Annotated in this window: 16 protein-coding genes and 1 riboswitch; of the genes, 10 read left to right on the forward strand and 6 right to left on the reverse strand. The window is 66.6% G+C overall.

All coding sequences use genetic code 11. From position 1 onward, the window contains the following. The first annotated feature begins 99 nt into the window (after window positions 1-99). From ASG71_RS03690 to mnhG, 6 genes are read left to right on the forward strand one after another with little or no spacing between them, the layout of a single operon-like run. On the forward strand, window positions 100-3,114 hold the full coding sequence (locus ASG71_RS03690; RefSeq protein WP_056737297.1) for a Na+/H+ antiporter subunit A: 3,015 nt from the start codon (window positions 100-102) through the stop codon (window positions 3,112-3,114). Further along, window positions 3,111-3,677, forward strand: a complete 567-nt coding sequence (locus tag ASG71_RS03695) for a Na(+)/H(+) antiporter subunit C (protein WP_056737299.1) — start codon at window positions 3,111-3,113, stop codon at window positions 3,675-3,677. Before ASG71_RS03690 ends, ASG71_RS03695 begins: the two co-directional genes overlap by 4 nt. Continuing rightward, complete coding sequence (locus ASG71_RS03700; RefSeq protein WP_056737301.1) at window positions 3,674-5,287, forward strand: Na+/H+ antiporter subunit D; 1,614 nt, start codon at window positions 3,674-3,676, stop codon at window positions 5,285-5,287. Before ASG71_RS03695 ends, ASG71_RS03700 begins: the two co-directional genes overlap by 4 nt. After that, on the forward strand, window positions 5,284-5,829 hold the full coding sequence (locus tag ASG71_RS03705; RefSeq protein ID WP_056737303.1) for a Na+/H+ antiporter subunit E: 546 nt from the start codon (window positions 5,284-5,286) through the stop codon (window positions 5,827-5,829). Before ASG71_RS03700 ends, ASG71_RS03705 begins: the two co-directional genes overlap by 4 nt. Beyond that, a complete protein-coding gene (locus tag ASG71_RS03710; protein ID WP_056737305.1) occupies window positions 5,826-6,104 on the forward strand; it encodes a monovalent cation/H+ antiporter complex subunit F in 279 nt (92 codons plus the stop codon). The genes ASG71_RS03705 and ASG71_RS03710 overlap by 4 nt, the downstream gene beginning before the upstream one ends. Further along, window positions 6,094-6,486: a monovalent cation/H(+) antiporter subunit G gene (gene mnhG, locus ASG71_RS03715; protein WP_056737307.1), complete on the forward strand. Its 393-nt coding sequence runs from the start codon at window positions 6,094-6,096 to the stop codon at window positions 6,484-6,486. Before ASG71_RS03710 ends, mnhG begins: the two co-directional genes overlap by 11 nt. Before the next feature lie 41 nt (window positions 6,487-6,527). Here mnhG and ASG71_RS03720 read toward each other — a convergent pair whose 3' ends face one another. Beyond that, window positions 6,528-6,791 (reverse strand): DUF4235 domain-containing protein, encoded by a 264-nt coding sequence (locus tag ASG71_RS03720; protein WP_056737309.1) that lies wholly within the window; start codon window positions 6,789-6,791, stop codon window positions 6,528-6,530. A gap of 137 nt (window positions 6,792-6,928) precedes the next feature. Here ASG71_RS03720 and ASG71_RS03725 point away from each other — a divergent pair, with 137 nt between their 5' ends. Next, window positions 6,929-7,666: a DUF4386 family protein gene (locus ASG71_RS03725; RefSeq protein WP_056737311.1), complete on the forward strand. Its 738-nt coding sequence runs from the start codon at window positions 6,929-6,931 to the stop codon at window positions 7,664-7,666. Between the two features lie 13 nt (window positions 7,667-7,679). Here ASG71_RS03725 and ASG71_RS03730 read toward each other — a convergent pair whose 3' ends face one another. From ASG71_RS03730 to mraY, 4 genes are all read right to left on the reverse strand, one after another. Continuing rightward, window positions 7,680-8,243, reverse strand: a complete 564-nt coding sequence (locus ASG71_RS03730; RefSeq protein WP_235563917.1) for a heme-degrading domain-containing protein — start codon at window positions 8,241-8,243, stop codon at window positions 7,680-7,682. Between the two features lie 252 nt (window positions 8,244-8,495). Next, window positions 8,496-8,591 (reverse strand): hypothetical protein, encoded by a 96-nt coding sequence (locus ASG71_RS16865; protein WP_235563967.1) that lies wholly within the window; start codon window positions 8,589-8,591, stop codon window positions 8,496-8,498. 673 nt (window positions 8,592-9,264) lie between these two features. After that, window positions 9,265-9,849: a DinB family protein gene (locus ASG71_RS03735; RefSeq protein WP_056737313.1), complete on the reverse strand. Its 585-nt coding sequence runs from the start codon at window positions 9,847-9,849 to the stop codon at window positions 9,265-9,267. A gap of 101 nt (window positions 9,850-9,950) precedes the next feature. Beyond that, window positions 9,951-11,054, reverse strand: a complete 1,104-nt coding sequence (gene mraY, locus ASG71_RS03740; protein WP_056737315.1) for a phospho-N-acetylmuramoyl-pentapeptide-transferase — start codon at window positions 11,052-11,054, stop codon at window positions 9,951-9,953. A 534-nt stretch (window positions 11,055-11,588) separates the two neighbouring features. Here mraY and ASG71_RS16535 point away from each other — a divergent pair. Beyond that, window positions 11,589-12,176: a hypothetical protein gene (locus ASG71_RS16535; protein WP_157366202.1), complete on the forward strand. Its 588-nt coding sequence runs from the start codon at window positions 11,589-11,591 to the stop codon at window positions 12,174-12,176. Next, on the forward strand, window positions 12,173-12,718 hold the full coding sequence (locus tag ASG71_RS03750) for an RNA polymerase sigma factor (RefSeq protein ID WP_056737319.1): 546 nt from the start codon (window positions 12,173-12,175) through the stop codon (window positions 12,716-12,718). Before ASG71_RS16535 ends, ASG71_RS03750 begins: the two co-directional genes overlap by 4 nt. 403 nt (window positions 12,719-13,121) lie before the next feature. Here the strand turns inward: ASG71_RS03750 and ASG71_RS03755 are convergent, their stop codons facing one another. Then, window positions 13,122-13,349 carry a DUF2188 domain-containing protein gene (locus tag ASG71_RS03755; protein WP_056737321.1) on the reverse strand — a complete coding sequence of 76 codons (228 nt, stop codon included), beginning with the start codon at window positions 13,347-13,349 and terminating at the stop codon, window positions 13,122-13,124. Between the two features lie 335 nt (window positions 13,350-13,684). Continuing rightward, a riboswitch (TPP riboswitch) is annotated at window positions 13,685-13,824 on the forward strand. A gap of 68 nt (window positions 13,825-13,892) precedes the next feature. Here ASG71_RS03755 and ASG71_RS03760 point away from each other — a divergent pair. Further along, window positions 13,893-14,525, forward strand: a complete 633-nt coding sequence (locus ASG71_RS03760; RefSeq protein WP_056737323.1) for an ECF transporter S component — start codon at window positions 13,893-13,895, stop codon at window positions 14,523-14,525. Window position 14,526: the final 1 nt, after the last annotated feature.

The following is a 14,526-nucleotide window of genomic DNA, read 5'->3' on the forward strand; positions in this document are numbered from 1 at the left end:
AATTTGCGCACGCTTGGTAAACTGGGGCCACCGAACCTAACTCTTGCCCCGCCTGCTCCAACTTTTGACAATCGAATTCCTGACGTTGCGGAGATACCAGTGATCACAGTCCTTGCCGTGCACTTCGCGGTGGCCGCTGTGGCGCCGTTCCTCTTCCGCAGGCTGGGCCGGAACGCGTTCTACGTGCTGGCCGCCGTGCCCGCAGGGTCGTTCATCTGGCTGGCGCTGCAGCACGGGGCTGTGTATTCGGACGCCGGGTCCACCGGAGCGGTGCTGCCGTGGATTCCGGACCTGGGGCTGGAGCTGGCCTTCAGGATGGACGCCCTGGCCTGGGTCATGTCGCTGCTGGTCCTCGGCGTCGGTGCGCTGGTGCTGGTGTACTGCGCGCGCTACTTCAAATCCAAGGACAGCTACCTCGGCGGCTTCGGCGCCCAGTTGCTGGCGTTCGCCGGGGCCATGTTCGGCCTGGTCACGGCCGATGACCTGCTGCTGATGTTCATCTTCTGGGAACTGACCACCGTCCTGTCGTACCTGCTGATCGGCTACGCCCGGACCAGGCTCTCGGCCCGGCGCTCCGCGCTGCAGGCCCTGGTCGTCACCACGGCCGGCGGCCTGGCCATGCTGGTGGGGCTGATCATGCTGGGCTCGGCAGCCGGGACGTACCGGATTTCCGCCCTCCTGGCGGCCGCACCGGAACTGGTGGACGGGCCCGCGGCCGAGGCGGTGGCGGTCGCCGTCGTCCTCATCCTCGCCGGTGCCGTGACGAAATCCGCGCTGGTCCCGTTCCACTTCTGGCTCCCGGGGGCCATGGCGGCCCCGACGCCGGTCAGCGCCTACCTGCATGCCGCGGCCATGGTCAAGGCGGGCATCTACCTGGTGGCGCGGCTGGCCCCCGGGTTCGCCGAGACCACGTTCTGGCTCCCGGTGGTGCTGGGCCTGGGCCTGGCCACCATGCTGGTCGGCGGCTACCGCGCCCTGCGGCAGACCGACATCAAGCTCATCCTCGCCTACGGCACGGTCAGCCAGCTGGGCTTCCTGACCATGGTGGTCGGACTCGGCCAACCCGACGCCGCCCTGGCCGGCCTCGCCCTGCTGCTGGCCCACGGTTTGTTCAAGGCCACACTGTTCCTGGTGGTCGGCATCATCGACCACCAGGCCGGGACCCGCGACGTCCGCAAGCTCTCCGGCGTCTACCGGTCCTCCCGGGCCCTCGGGGTGGTGGCAGCGATCGGCGCCGCCTCCATGGCCGGCGTGCCGCCGCTGGCCGGCTTCGTAGCGAAGGAATCGGTCTTCGAGGCGTTCGTCCACCACGCGGAGACCGGGCCGTGGGGGCTGGCGGCACTGGCCGGCCTGGTGCTCGGGTCCATCCTGACCTTCGCCTACAGCGCCCGGTTCATGTGGGGCGCCTTCGCGCTCAAACCGGGCGTCGAGCCCACGCCGTTCAAAGCGATCAAGCCGGCGTTCCTGGCCGCCCCGGCGCTGCTGAGCCTGCTGACGATCGTTTACGGCCTGTGGCCGGTCCCGGTGGACGCCTGGATCCAGCCCTACGCGGCATTGTTCGACGGTGGCGACGGCGCCGGCCACCTGGCGCTGTGGCACGGGATCACCCCGGCGCTGGGCCTGACCGCCGTCACGTTCGCCCTCGGCCTGGCCATGTTCTACGGGCGCAACGCCGTCGCGCGGGCGCAGTCCCTGGTCCCGGCCTGGTTCGACGCCGACCGCAGCTACCAGCTCACGATCGGCGCGCTCGATGACGCCGCCGTCTGGATCACCGGACGGACCCAGCGCGGTTCGCTGTTCTTCTACCTGGCCGTCATCCTGACCGTCGCCTTCGTGCTGCCGCTGACCGCCCTCGTGCTGGCGGACAAGCCGCTGCCCGGCGGCCTCTACTTCGTGGACCCGGGCTCGCCGCTGCAGCTCGTCGTCGGCGCCGGGATCGTGATCGGCGCGCTGGCCGCCGTGCGGGCCAACAAACGCTTCCTGGCCGTGCTGATGGTGTCCGTTACCGGCTACGGCATCGCCCTGATGTTCGCGCTGCAGGGCGCCCCGGACCTGGCCCTGACGCAGATGCTGGTGGAGACGATCATCCTGGTGGCCTTCGTCCTCGCGATGCGCAGCCTTCCGGCCGAGCTGCGGGACCGCACCGGCGGAAAATACCGGGTGATCCGGGTGATCATCGGCGCCGCGTTCGGCCTCACCATGGTCTTTGTCGCGATCTATGCGATGGGCTCGCGGGTGGCGACGCCGGTGTCGCTGGAGTTCCCGCGCCTGGCCTACGAGGGCGGCGGCGGGTTGAACGTCGTCAACGTGACACTCGTGGATATCCGGGCCTGGGACACCTTCGGCGAGATCTCGGTGCTGGCGCTTGCGGCCACCGGCGTCGCCAGCCTGATCTTTGTCCGCGGCCGCGGCGACCAGATCGGGCCCTCCGCCGACGTCGCCGAGGGCAGCGTCGGCCGCCGCCCCGGCCGGACCGCCAACACCCGCGACAACGCGGCGTTGGCCATGAGCCGCCGCTTCGCGGCGGCGACCCGGGACGCGTGGCTGGTCGCCGGCCGGACGCTGGCCCCGGAACGCCGCTCGATCATCTTCGAGGTCGTCACGCGGCTGGTCTTCCACTCCATGATTGTCTTCTCCATCTACCTGCTGCTGGCGGGGCACAACCTTCCCGGCGGGGGCTTCGCCGGCGGCCTCATGGCCGGCCTGGCCCTGACCATCCGGTACCTCGCCGGCGGCCGCTTCGAACTGCGTGAGGCGACGCCGGTCGGCGCCGGTGCACTGCTGGGCATCGGCCTCGCGACGGCCGCGGCCTCCGGGGTGGCGCCGCTGCTGCTGGGCGGCCAGGTGTTCCAGACCGCCGTGATCGAACTCTGGCTGCCGGTCTTCGGCGACATCAAGTTCGTCACCTCCACCATCTTCGACATCGGCGTCTACATCGTTGTCGTCGGCCTCGCCCTGGATGTGCTGCGCAGCCTCGGTGCCGAAATCGACGAACACTTCGAAAACCAGCCGGAGTCCGGGGCCGAGGGCCAGGAACTGCCCGAAGAACCCGGCGACGGCCCTGCCGGCGCCGCGGACCGGCCTGCCGAATCCACCACCGGGGGGAACGCATGAGCGTCAATCTGACCCTGCTGACGGTGATGGGAGCCCTGTACGCCTGCGGCATCTACCTGCTTCTGGAACGCAGCCTCACCCGCGTCCTGCTCGGCCTGATGCTGCTGGCCAATGCCACCAACCTGCTGATCCTCGCCACCGGCGGCTACGCGGGCCTGGCCCCGCTGTTCGACAAGGCCACCGACCCCCGGGACTACAACGACCCGTTGCCGCAGGCTTTGATCCTGACCTCGATCGTCATCTCCTTCGCCGTGACCGCCTTCATGCTGGGCATCATCTACCGCACCTGGGTGCTGGCAAGGCAGGACGAGATCCAGGACGACGCCGAGGACCGCCGCGTGGCCGAGACCCCCAGCTTCGACGCCGAGGACGACGCCGTCATCCCGGTGGAGACCTCCGAATTCCCGCTCGTGGCGGCCGGCCCGGCCGATACCGCGGACGGCGGGGGCCCGGAGGAGACCGTGCGGGCCGGAGCCCGCCACATGCCCGCCGCGGAGGCGGCCGCCGAGGAACAGCCCGGCTCCCGCACCGTCGACCCCGACCCGGAAGGAGGGCAGAAGTGAACATCGCAAGCCTTGCCCCGCTCGCCGTCGTCCTTCCCATCCTGGGTGCCGCCCTGACCTTCCTGCTGATCCGGCAGCCCCGGGCCCAGCGGACCGTCAGCATCGCGCTGCTCTCCCTGACCCTGCTGCTCGAGTGCCTGCTGCTCGCCTCCGTCTGGAACGGCGGCACGTCCGCGGTGAACATCGGCGGCTGGCTGCCGCCGTGGGGCATCGTGCTGGTGGTCGACCAGTTCTCCTCGCTCATGCTGGTGGTGTCCTCCGCCGTCAGCCTCGCCGTGCTGGTGTACGCCACCGGCCAGGGCATGGCCGACGGGGACAGCGATGCTCCCGTGTCGATCTTCCACCCCACCTACCTGATCCTGGTCGCGGGCGTTTCCAACGCCTTCCTCTCCGGCGACCTGTTCAACCTGTACGTCGGGTTCGAGATCCTGCTGACGGCCAGCTACGTGCTGATGACCCTCGGCGGAACCGGCCCGCGAATCCGCGCCGGCGTCACCTACGTCGTCGTGTCCGTGGTGTCTTCCGTCCTGTTCCTGATCGCGATCGCCATGATCTACGGCGCCACCGGCACCATCAACATGGCAGACCTCGCGATCAAGCTGGCCGAACTGGACCAGGGCACCCGGAACCTGCTGCACGTGCTGCTGCTGGTGGCCTTCGGCATCAAGGCGGCCGTCTTCCCGCTGAGTTTCTGGCTTCCCGACTCCTACCCGACGGCCCCGGCCCCGGTCACCGCGGTGTTCGCCGGCCTGCTGACCAAGGTGGGCGTCTACGCGATGGTCCGCACCGAGACCCTGCTCTTCCCCGGGGACACCTTCAACACGCCCCTGATGGTCGCGGCGCTGCTGACCATGGTGGTGGGCATCCTGGGCGCGCTGGCCCAGAGCGACATCAAACGACTGCTCTCCTTCACCCTGATCAGCCACATCGGCTACATGGTGTTCGGCCTGGCGATGTCCTCGGTCGCGGGCCTTGGCGCCGCGGTCTTCTACGTGGCGCACCACATCACCATCCAGACCAGCCTCTTCCTGGTCACCGGCCTGATCGAACGGCGCGCCGGAAGCTCCTCGGTGGACCGGGTCGCCGGGCTGGCGAAGCTCTCGCCGCTGCTGGCCGTCCTGTTCTTCATCCCGGCCATGAACCTGGCCGGCATCCCGCCGCTGTCCGGCTTCCTGGGCAAGCTCGGGCTACTGCAGGCCGGCGTGCAGCTCGGCACCCCGCTGGCGTATGCGCTTGTCGCCGGAGGAGTGCTGACCAGCCTCCTGACCCTGCTGGCCATCGCCCGCGTCTGGAACCGTGCCTTCTGGCGCAAGCCCGAGGACGCCGAACACCCCGACCCGGTGCTGCTCGCCGTCCCCGGCGGCAAGGACGCCGGCGACCGGGCAGGACAGCAGAAGACGACCCTGCTGCCACGCACCATGGTCGGATCGACCCTAGGCCTGGTCCTGTTCGGCGTCGCGCTGACGGTCTTCGCCGGGCCGCTGTTCCGGGTTGCCGGGCAATCGGCGGGGGAGATGCTGGACCGGACCGCCTACATCCACTCCGTCCTGGGCGACGATGCCCCGGTCCCGGCGTTCGCCCAACCCGCGCCGCAGGGGGAGGGACGATGACCCGCCAACGTGTTTCGCTGCGCCAGGAGCTGCCCCTGCTGGTCTGGCTCGTCATCGTCTGGGGCGCCCTCTGGCAGGACTTCAGCCCCGGGAACCTGCTCTTCGGCGCCCTGATCGCCGTCGTCGTGGCCCGGCTGCTGTACCTGCCCCCGGTGGAGCTCGGCGGCCGGTTCAACGTCCTGCGCGCGATCCCGTTCGCCCTGGGCTTCCTGGCCAAGGTGGTCGCGGCCAGCTTCCAGGTCCTGTTCCTGGCCGTGGTCCGCGGGCCGCGGGTGATCAGCGCCGTCGTCGCCGTGCCGCTCCGCAGCCGTTCAGACCTGCTGGTCACCGCCACCGGCCATGTCATCTCGCTGATCCCCGGGTCCGTGGTGGTGGAAGTGGACCGGTCCACGTCCACGCTCTACATCCACGGCATCAACGTCCGGGACGCCGACGACGCCGACAAACTCCGCAAGGAAGTCCGGGAGACCGAGGCCGGGCTGATCCGGATCATGGGCACCAAGGCCGAGCTGTCCGCACTGAACCAGGAGGTCGGCGCATGATGCCGCTGGTCCTGACCATCACCGCCGTCGTCCTCTCCCTCGCCGCCGGCGGGGCGATCATCCGGATCGCGCGGGGGCCGTCACTGCTGGACCGGGTGCTGGCCTCGGACGTGCTGCTGGCCATCCTCGGCGCGGCCCTGTGCATCGACATGGCCGTCAACCGGCACCTGAACAACCTCATGCTGCTGGTGTCCATTTCGATCATCGGGTTCGTCGGCTCCGTGACCGTGGCCCGCTTCGTGGCAGACCGAAGGAAGCAGCCCGATGAATCCTGACCAGATGTCCGTAGACGCCGTGATCGACGCCGTTTCCGCCGTGTTCATGGTGGTGGGGGCGCTGATGTCCCTCGGCGCGGCGATCGGCCTGCTGCGGTTCCCCGACCTGATGAGCCGGATGCACGCAGCGACCAAGCCGCAGGTGCTGGGCCTGTTCCTGCTGCTGTGCGCGGTGGGACTGCAGCTGCGCACCTGGTGGGTGTGGCCGGTGCTCGTGGTCGCCTGGATCTTCCAGCTGCTCACGGTCCCGGTCTCCGCGCACATGGTGGGCCGGGCCGGGTACCGCACCAAGCACCTGCACCCGGAACTGCTCAGCGCCGACGAGCTCGAAGCCGTCGTCCAGCAGGCCGCCGGCGAACACGGGTTCACCGACGACAAGTAGCCCGCTGCGGCCTCAGCCCGACGCGCCTTAGAGGATGCGCCCTAGACCAGGTCCTGGGTCTTGGCGAAGCGGGTGATGGCGCGCTGCGTGCCGCGGTTCGCGAGGACCTGGATGACGGCGCTGACCGAGGCCGAGATCAAGGCGAACGTCAGGGCCTGGCGCAGCGTGGTGGGGACGTCGTCGTCGTGGCCCTTCGGCGGCTTGTTGCCGGTGGTCTTTTCCCAAACGGTGTCGACCACCTTGGTGCCGACGAAACCGGCGACAAGGCTGATTCCGGTGCCTAGCAACTTGATCATGATGTTCATGCGTCGTACTCCTTGCGGGAGGAAACAGGGCTTCCCCTAGCCTAGCGTCATCGCCGGCTCCGGCACGGCGCAGGCGCCGGAGGCAGGCGGGCCGAACGCCCCTGCTGCGCCGCCCGAGCGGGGACGTACCGTCGAGCATGACCGACCCTGCCGTCTCCCCGCCCGCTCCGCCGCAGGCTCCCGCTGCCGCGCGGAACGACTGGCGGCGGCTGTACTTCTGGGCCGGCCTGGGCGCGGTGCTCTTCGTCGCACTGCTGGTGCTGGCCCTGGTCCTGGACTTCCTCGCGCCGCCGCCGGTCCACGGCGGCGCCGAGACGCTGGAATTCATCGCCCGGCACAAGGAAAGCTACACCGCCGAGCAGCTGCTCTGGACGCTGCCGAATATCCTGCCCGTGCTCGTCTTCGTCGCGCTCTTCGTCGCCCTCGCCCCGCTGGACCGGGGCCTGGCCCTGCTGGCGACGGTCATCGGGGCCCTCTCCTGGGGGCTGGTCCTCGCTATCCCGGTCACCAGCCGCGGTTCCACGGTGCTGGTGTACCTCAGCGACCGCTACGCCGCCGCGGCCGACGACGGCGAGCGGCTGCGGTACGCAACGGCTGCCGAGGCGGTCATCGCCGAGAACAACACCCCCGCCGCAGCCGGGATGCTGTCCGCGCTGGGGATCCTGCTGATCTCCGTCGTGATGCTCAAGGGGGTGCTGCCGCGGGCCCTGGCCTGGGTCGGCATCGCCACCGGCGCCCTCGGAGTGGCCGCGGAAGCCCTGCGCCATGCCGCTCCCGGTTTCTACTGGGCCTACGGGGTGCTGCTGTGGGTGTGGTTCGTGTGGGCAGGGATTGCGTTGCTGCGGCTGGGAAAGGACCCGGGCCGCCGCCCTTAGCGGCCCGGCAGGCTTAGCTGCCCGGAAGGCCCGGACGGCCCAGGATCTCGGCCAGGGCTTCGACCACCAGCTCGTGGTCGGCCTTCTGCGGCAGCCCCGACACCGTGACCGCCCCGATCATCCCGGTGCCGCGCAGGTAGATGGGGAAGGAACCGCCGTGCGCGGCGAACTCCTGCGGATCGAACCACGGATCGTCCTCGATCCGGCGCCCGGCCGCCCGCGCCCGGAGACCCACCAGCAGGGAGGGAACCTCATACCGCACCGCGGTGCGGTGCTTGGCCCGGATCCAGCGCTCGTTATCAGGGGTGGCCCCCTCCAGTGCGGCGTGGAACAGGACCTGCTCACCCTTGGTGATGTCGATGGCGATCGGGTGGGACCGCTGCCGGCCCAGCTCCACCAGGCGCAGGCCCAGGTCCAGGGCGTCGTCCTTGCTGAAGGACTGGAACTGCAGGTCCTCGATTTCGGCCAGGATGCGTCCGATCAGCGCGGCCAGTGAGCCGTGGGGTTGCGGGTCGGCCGAGTCCGGGTCGTAGTCCGCGGCGGGCGCGGGGGTTTGGGGCGCTGGGGTTTCGAGCAAGGCTTCAACCTCCGTCGGGGAGCGCATGATGTACGCCGACTCTAGCAACCACGCCGCCCTGGTGCAGCGCTTCGCTCGGGGTGGGGCGGCGGTGGTGTCTCTCTAGGCGTCAGTGCATGAGAGCGTCGGTAGAACGTCGCCGCGGACATTCCGAGATCGCGGGCAACCTGAACAGCAGTTGCGCCCCTGAGAACAATCGCACTGCGCTGCGAATCTGACTGGCCGTGATCCGTCGAGGCCGGCCAGTCAGGTTCAGTCCGGTTTGCCGCCGTTGGCTGAGAGTCGGTGACGCCCGAGCCGGTCCGGCGTTGTGATGATGAGAGCGTCGCCCTCGACCAGGGCCCCCAGCGACCGGTCGAACTGAGGCCGCGAGGACCGGGCGCCAGAGACCCGTGGTCGATGTAGAGATCATCGAGTCGGACGGCGAATGGCATAAGATCGGCCTGCGGCCGGTCGGTTGATTGCTGACGTATTGGAACGCGCGCGTAGCCGACGAGTTTCGCCGGGCCTGCTCTCGGGGTGTCTCATAACTAACGGTGGAAACGCCGAATCAGCCAGATGGTTTCGAGACGTAGTTATGAGAATCGCCGAAGTCGGAAAGTTACCCGAGAATCAGCTGATGTGTTGCCGCCCCTGTCGTGCCCTCGGCGGGGTCCGGCGAGACATCTCGTATCCCATGGGTTTCGAGACGCCGCAGTGTGTAGCGGTTAGGGCACCTTCACCGTGCATTTCATCGTGCGGGGTAAACGTGCCTTTAGAGGCTAGCAACGGCGCCGAAGGAAGAATCGCTGCCTGGCTGAGCTTTCGACGACCGGCTTACGGGCGGTCCAGGCTGACTGTTTGAGCGTCGAATCGACCGAAATTCGCGGGCGGTCGTAGAGCCGGGGTGGCACAAGGGGTGACAACGAGGGGCGGGCGGGTTATGTGACCGACTTTTGAATTCCCGCGGGCTGTCCCGCGCTCTCTTGCGCTCGAACTGCACCAGTAAACCTTTCATCGAAACAAGCGGTTTCCCGTCGCCTCAAGGCACGATCTTCGCCGCGTGGCGGGCCGCAACTTCGATCATCGCCCGGTGGGTTGCCCAGTCGGCTTCCTCGGTCGTGTTCGGCCGCGCCGCATTCGCTCCCACAGCTCCATCTATGGCTTCGCGAATGATGTCTGCATGTCCTAAATGTTGTGAGGTTTCGAGGAGCATATGCACCAGCACGGTGAAGAGTGAGACGTCTGAACGCCACCATGACACGTGTCCGGCCGCGTCAATGGGCAGCGACTCGATCGTGCCATCGGCGTGCAAGCATGCCCGCTGGTACGCGGCCATAACGTCGCCACGGGACTCATGCTCTGTTACCCACATGAAGTCGCGATTCCGAAAGCCTCCGTCGAGCGTGGGGACGGGCTGCTCTGGATACGGACGACCGAACACATGCCCGAAGTAGGCTGCCTCGTAAAGCGTCAGGTGTTTCACCAAGCCGAGAAGGTTTGTGCCCGTTCGGCTCATGGGCCGGCGCACGTCGTACTCACTCAGACCCTCGAGCTTCTTCACAAACTGTTCACGGGCATCCCGGTGTCGCTCGTGAAGGTGTGCTTTTGCGGATTCGTCGATCATCGTCCGAAGTCTACGGTGCCCACATGTTCGTGTAACTAGCGCCGCGCTCGAGTGGCTGCCATCCGTGAGTCTGGCGATTCCGACTCGCCGGGATGAGGCTGTTACAGGAGTACAACCCATTCGGCGTAGAAGATGCCAAGGGCGACGGCGACGAAAAGGCCCGCAATGATCCAGAAGCGGGCCACCACCGTGACCTGTTCCCAGCCCTTCAATTCAAAGTGGTGATGCAGCGGCGTCATGAGGAAGACGCGCTTGCCGCCGGAGAGTTTGAAGAAGCTCACCTGGATGATGACGGACAGGGTGATCATCACGAACAGACCGGCCATGATGACTAGAAGCAGCTGGGTGCGGGACAGAATCGCGAACCCTGCGATTGCGCCCCCGAGGGCGAGTGATCCGGTATCACCCATGATGATCTTCGCCGGTGTGGTGTTCCACCAGAGGAATCCGACGAGGGAGCCGCACAGCGCAGCCGCGATCAGGGCAAGGTCGAGTGGATCCCGCACTTGGTAGCAAATATTGGTCGGGACACTGGGATCAGCGCATCGTTGGTTGAACTGCCAAATGCTCATCAGCATGTAAGCGCCGAAGACAAAGGTCGACGCCCCCGCGGCCAGGCCATCCAGCCCGTCGGTGATGTTCACGCCGTTGGTTGCCGCGGTGAGGATCAGGATGGACCACAGGATGAAGAGGATTGCCCCGATCACCGGCCCGGCGAAGGCTAAATCGAAGGACGTGTCCCTAACGAATGAAACTGCGGTGGAGGCTGGAGTGCGTCCGTTCTCATTGGGGAAGTTGAGAGCGAGGACGGCGAATGTCACCCCGACAGCTGTCTGGCCGACGATCTTTGCCGGCGCAGTGAGGCCAAGGCTGCGCTGCTTGGAGACCTTGATGTAGTCATCGAAGAAGCCCACGAGGCCCATGCCGACGGAGACCATGAGCAGCAGCAGTCCCGAGGCTGTTGGGCCCGTCGATTCACCAAGGATCGTCATGATGCCGTGCGTTGCGAAGTAGGCGATCACCACCGACCCAATGATCCACGCCCCACCCATGGTGGGAGTGCCACGCTTGGTGTGGTGGGAGGTGGGGCCATCGTCGCGGATGAACTGGCCGTAGTTCTTCTTGACCAGGTAGCGAGCGAGCACCGGTGTGCCGCTCAACGACAGAATCAGGGCCGAAGCCGCAGCGAGTAGCAGCGCAATCATAGGGAGATGCCCCTTCTGTTTCCCGGACTGAGTCCGTTGCAGGACTGGGCGGATCGCCGGGCACCCCGCCGACTCTTTCGCCGCCGATCCTATCGGATCGATTCTTCAGCACCAGCTCGACTCACCCGCTATGGCTGAAGCAACCGGCCGATAACAATCCTGCGGGTCGCGGCCACCCGGTGGGCGAATGCGTTTCCGGTTCCATCTGAAGAACCAGAGAAGCCAGGAGGGACCGTCACCTGACATTTCATGCAGACGGCTCCCGAAAATGAAAACCACGACTAAACACTCGTTACCTGTTGCGTTAGACCCGCCCGAGAAAGTGCCCCTTCAAGGATCCCCTTACGGATACCTGAAGGGGTCGCCGCATCTGGATTCCCTGTGTCTCATAACCTCAGTGCCTCGAATCCCTAGGGTTGTGCGATGGCGTGACGCAGGCCAGCTCTGGCCTGGAGAAATTCGGGCCAGCGGTGGACAGTCGTGCGGTTTGCGGCCATGTACTGGTAAAGCTTCTCTCAGGAAGGCGACACCGTAATGAATGACTTCGATCTCGAAACACGAATCCGTGCGGCGGCACCGCACGTATCCAGTCCGCTGGGGCTGGCCGAGCACAGCACACGCATCTTGCAAGAAGCGGGCGCACGACGTGGGCGTAGGCTGCACAAATGGGCAGTGGGCGTGGCGGCTTCGGTCGTGATTGTCGGAGGCGGGACGGTCGCTGTCGCAGGCAATGGCCTGAACACGCCCTGGGGTTGGACAGCCGACAACGTGCACCAGTTCCCTGGACCTAACGGTCAGACCTGTTTCACCGGGCTCCAAGTGAAGCCAGACGGAGTCACCGACGACGCACCGGTTGTTATCGCCGCCCGTGAGATCCTCGCAGGGCTCGACCTCGACGCACTTGACACCTCGAAGTGGACGGTGGAGCTTGAGTCGGAAAATGGCCGCCCGTACAGCGACGGTACCCCAGGAGTCGTGCACCACACTCCGGAAGAGATCGCACAGGACGCAATGCGCCGCACAGCTGCGGACCTCCTGTTTGCCGAGCTGAAGGACCGTGGTCTGCTCTCGGACGAGAAAGATTCCGTGATGCTATTCAGCATGGCGCAGGGTTGCCGGTGACCAGCGGACGGGAGGCGGCGACGTCGATCGACGAACTCGTCCGACACAATGCAGAGGACCTGCTGCGCTACTTCCAGCGACGCCTTCTAAACGACTCCGATGCAGCGGAGGCGCTCGGTGAGTTGTTGCTCACCGCCTGGAAGTTACGCCGAAGAGTGCCGACTGACCCGACTCAGGGGCGGATGTGGCTGTTCGTTACCGCGCATAACGTATTGCGGGATTCCCGTCGCACGTTGGCACGTCGTTCTGCGGCGGTGGAGCGGCTGGTGAACGACATGCGGCTCTTGAACGGGCCCACATGGGATGACACGGCGATCGAGCTGCGGGACGCACTCGATCGACTGCCGGACGAGGATGCCGAGCTCGTCCGACTCACCTACTGGGATGGCTTGGCGTCTCACGAGGCAGCAGCCGTTCTGGGCATCAACGCGTCGACAGCCCGCTCACGGTTATCACGGGCAAAGCAGCAGTTGCGCGTAGCGCTGGAAGAGATCGATTGCGAAAGAGAAGGCTCCACCCGCGTACAAGCTGCGCCTATCTGAGCTCACCTTGCCGCGGACCGAACCCATCCCCGTAGTCCAAGCGCGCAGAGAAGCGATCTCAAAATGGAACGGTTCTAGGCTTCCGCTTACGAGGACTGAGAGATCCTGCTTCGCCCCTTTGTATCGTGCCTTTGCTCACCCCTGGTCCCATCGAGTTTAAGTGTCTTGAAACCTCTGCGCCTCGAAACACTAGGGTTGTGAGACCGTGGACTTCAGCGTTTGGTCCGCCCTGCAACACCGTAGTCGGAAGCTTCACCATCATCGGGGCGACCGAGCAGGAGGGCGGGACCGGGCATCCCCCGGGTGTCCGGTAGAGGTACTGACCCTTCCGCTTGAGGGAGGGCCGGCCGCCCAGACCCTCCCTCAGGAGTTCCATTGCCGCGGCTGGCGACTCACGTCGGAGTCAGCCCGGGACGTTTCGCGGATCGTTGCCGTAGCTGTTCTTGGAAGCGATCTGGCCGTCCTGGTTCTTGATGACGTGCTCGACCTTGCCGGCCCGGGCGGCTTCCCGGCCCGCCACTACCGCATCCTCTTTGGTCCTGTAGCCGGCGCCGAACGCCCGATTAGTGCCCTTGCGCTTGTTCTTCCATTGGCCGTCTTCGTAGTACGTTTCAATGTCTGCCTGAGGCATTGCACTCTCCTTTTGCCGTTCGGTCCTGCTACCTGACTTCGGATAGCGAAAAGCCCCGCAGTATTGGGGGGACAGCGGGGCGTTTTCAAGCTTCCTCCTCCTGATGGGGGACAGGCGGAGGAGCTGACACCAACCTAATAGCAAGCATGCTTAGTTTTCAAGCCTGGGCGCCGAACCCGCGCGCCGGAGGCCGAGCGGAGATAGCTGGACAGCCACACGAACCTTGCTGCAGTGCTACAAAACCAAGGGCTAAACAATGACTTGGACCATCTGCACCAGGTGCTCCGCGCGTGCCCTGCCGGGTGTAAACTGGGCCAGCCCACAACGGGCGATATTTGATACGACAGGGGAGCGCCGCCGTCGGGCACCGGAAGCAGTCCGGGAACCGCGGGTGGGCGCTGAGAGTGCGGACAGCCGCAGACCCTCGAACCTGATCCGGTTAGTACCGGCGCAAGGGAGTCGAGTTCTCAGGGTGCCCGGCGCCCGTGGCGGAAGCCGCGGCGACGCCGGAAGCCCTCCCCTCCTGTACCTCAGGAGGATGGCATGACTGATATTTCTGCACAGCAGACACTTACCACCGGCAGGACCCACTGGCGTGTGGTCGACATTGTGGTGGCCGCGCTGATCGCCGTGGCCGGCGGCGTGATCTTCTGGGCCTGGTCCCAGGGCTCGAACCTGGTGTCCGTGCCGCTCAACGCGGTCTACCCCCCGCTGACCGGCCTGTACGCGGGCGGCTGGATGATCCCGGCGGCCCTGGGCATGCTCATCATCCGCAAACCCGGCGCGGCGCTGTTCTGCGAGACCGTCGCCGCCACGGGAGAGCTGATCATGGGGTCGCAGTACGGCGCCTCGGTGCTCTTCTCCGGCTTCGTCCAGGGACTCGGAGCCGAACTCGTGTTCGCGGCCTTCCTGTACAAGCGGTTCAACCTGCCCGTGTCGCTGCTGGCCGGCGCCGGCGCCGGGCTATTCTGCGGCCTGAACGACTCCTTCCTGCCGTGGGGCTGGAACATCGCCTACGAGACCGGGGACAAGCTGGCCTACATCATCTTCTGCGCCATTTCCGGCGCCGTGATCGCCGGCGGCCTGTCCTGGCTGGCCACCCGCGGGCTGGCCAAGACCGGGGTGCTGGCCTCCTTCGCCTCGCGCAGGGCGGCGTCGGAACCGGTATTCTCCTAAC

The sequence above is a fragment of the Arthrobacter sp. Soil763 genome (assembly GCF_001428365.1).
Taxonomy (GTDB): domain Bacteria; phylum Actinomycetota; class Actinomycetes; order Actinomycetales; family Micrococcaceae; genus Arthrobacter.

Coding starts and splice junctions, on each gene's coding strand:
- ASG71_RS03695 (WP_056737299.1), top strand. CDS start 3,111: ATGAGCGTCAATCTGACCCTGCTGACGGTGATGGGAGCCCTGTACGCC.
- ASG71_RS03705 (WP_056737303.1), top strand. CDS start 5,284: ATGACCCGCCAACGTGTTTCGCTGCGCCAGGAGCTGCCCCTGCTGGTC.
- ASG71_RS03710 (WP_056737305.1), top strand. CDS start 5,826: ATGATGCCGCTGGTCCTGACCATCACCGCCGTCGTCCTCTCCCTCGCC.
- mnhG (WP_056737307.1), top strand. CDS start 6,094: ATGAATCCTGACCAGATGTCCGTAGACGCCGTGATCGACGCCGTTTCC.
- ASG71_RS03720 (WP_056737309.1), bottom strand. CDS start 6,791: ATGAACATCATGATCAAGTTGCTAGGCACCGGAATCAGCCTTGTCGCC.
- ASG71_RS03725 (WP_056737311.1), top strand. CDS start 6,929: ATGACCGACCCTGCCGTCTCCCCGCCCGCTCCGCCGCAGGCTCCCGCT.
- ASG71_RS03735 (WP_056737313.1), bottom strand. CDS start 9,849: ATGATCGACGAATCCGCAAAAGCACACCTTCACGAGCGACACCGGGAT.
- mraY (WP_056737315.1), bottom strand. CDS start 11,054: ATGATTGCGCTGCTACTCGCTGCGGCTTCGGCCCTGATTCTGTCGTTG.
- ASG71_RS16535 (WP_157366202.1), top strand. CDS start 11,589: ATGAATGACTTCGATCTCGAAACACGAATCCGTGCGGCGGCACCGCAC.
- ASG71_RS03755 (WP_056737321.1), bottom strand. CDS start 13,349: ATGCCTCAGGCAGACATTGAAACGTACTACGAAGACGGCCAATGGAAG.
- ASG71_RS03760 (WP_056737323.1), top strand. CDS start 13,893: ATGACTGATATTTCTGCACAGCAGACACTTACCACCGGCAGGACCCAC.